General features: G+C 40.6%; 2 protein-coding genes. Both read left to right on the forward strand.

Features of this window, described 5'->3' with window-relative positions; all coding sequences use genetic code 11:
- The first annotated feature begins 75 nt into the window (after nt 1-75).
- Nucleotides 76-372, forward strand: coding sequence for a helix-turn-helix domain-containing protein (locus tag AYJ08_RS04100; RefSeq protein ID WP_064016695.1), 297 nt, complete (start codon nt 76-78; stop codon nt 370-372).
- A 17-nt stretch (nt 373-389) separates the two neighbouring features.
- Complete coding sequence (locus tag AYJ08_RS04105) at nt 390-1,235, forward strand: IS3 family transposase (RefSeq protein WP_176489411.1); 846 nt, start codon at nt 390-392, stop codon at nt 1,233-1,235.
- Nucleotides 1,236-1,279: the final 44 nt, after the last annotated feature.

Here is a 1,279-nt window from a genome sequence, read left to right on the forward strand (position 1 = left end):
TGAAGTGCACCCCTTAAAGTAGACATTGGAAAAAGCCCTGAGGTTATCCGATGAACTTTAGGGGGTGTATTTTTCATGGCGGTTAAAGGACAAAAATTTAAAAGTTATCCAGAATCATTGAAAATGGAAGCCATTCGTTTACACATTGAGGAAAGCTGGACGTACAAACAAATTGTAGAGCATTTGGAAATTCAGGACAAAGATCGCTTAAAAAAGTGGATGAGAAAGTACAGACAACAGGGTGAGTTTGGACTTCTAGATCGACGCGGACATCGTCAGACCTATATTGATCAGGATAGATATGTCCAAAAACTAAAGCGAGAGAATGAAATCCTAAAAAAGTGTTTGGAAATTTGGATGCGGGGGGTGTAAGGAAGAAGTATCGAATTGTGGAGAGCTTGTCTACAATATATCCGATTACTGATGTTTGTAAGTTGTTAGGGGTTTCGAGAAGTGGCTATTACAAGTACCTCTCTACTAGAAACTTGAATAGGGATAAATCAATGAAAAAACGGATCAGAACGATCTATGAACAAAGGAAAGGGATATACGGATATCGCCGAATTCAGGCTGAACTGTTACGCCAATTTGGTTGTAGAGTTAATCATAAGAAAGTATTACGCATCATGCAAAATCTGGGACTTAAATCCATCATTCGCCGTAAACGTGTCTATATGACTACCTATCAAGCAAAGGTATCGGATGGACGTGTTGCAGATAATTTACTCAAGCGTGATTTTACCGCTCAAGAGCCTAATCAAAAATGGGTAACTGACGTTACCCAATATCGAATTGGTGAGGAACGTATCTACCTTTCCGCAATCAAAGATTTATGTACTCATGAGATCATCGCCCATCATATCAGTACTCGAAATGACAATGCGCTTGTACTAGAAACTTTTAGGAAAGCATTTGAAATGCAAAAAGACGTGACTGGTTTGATCGTTCACAGCGACCAAGGTTCCCAGTACACGTCCCATGCATATCACAACATGCTGCCTACGGTTGGCGCCCAAATCAGCATGTCCCGACGGGGCAATTGCCTAGACAATGCCTCGATTGAAAGCTTCTTTTCTCATTTGAAAACCGAAGCCCTATATCCCTATGATATACGAGATCTTCAAGATGCTCAAAGGAGAATTGAAAATTACATTTATTTTTATAACGAAGAACGTCTTCAACTGAAGCTAAATAAACTGACGCCTAGCGAATTTAGGCGTCAGTTAGCGGCCTAACGGCCGGGGTTTTTCTTATTGTCTACAAAACGGGGGCTTGACCA

This window comes from Brevibacillus sp. SKDU10, from assembly GCF_001645205.1.
Lineage (GTDB): Bacteria > Bacillota > Bacilli > Brevibacillales > Brevibacillaceae > Brevibacillus_B > Brevibacillus_B halotolerans.

What these genes read in the sequence shown, in the direction of transcription:
- AYJ08_RS04100 (WP_064016695.1), top strand. Translation starts at nt 76, where the DNA reads ATGGCGGTTAAAGGACAAAAATTTAAAAGTTATCCAGAATCATTGAAA.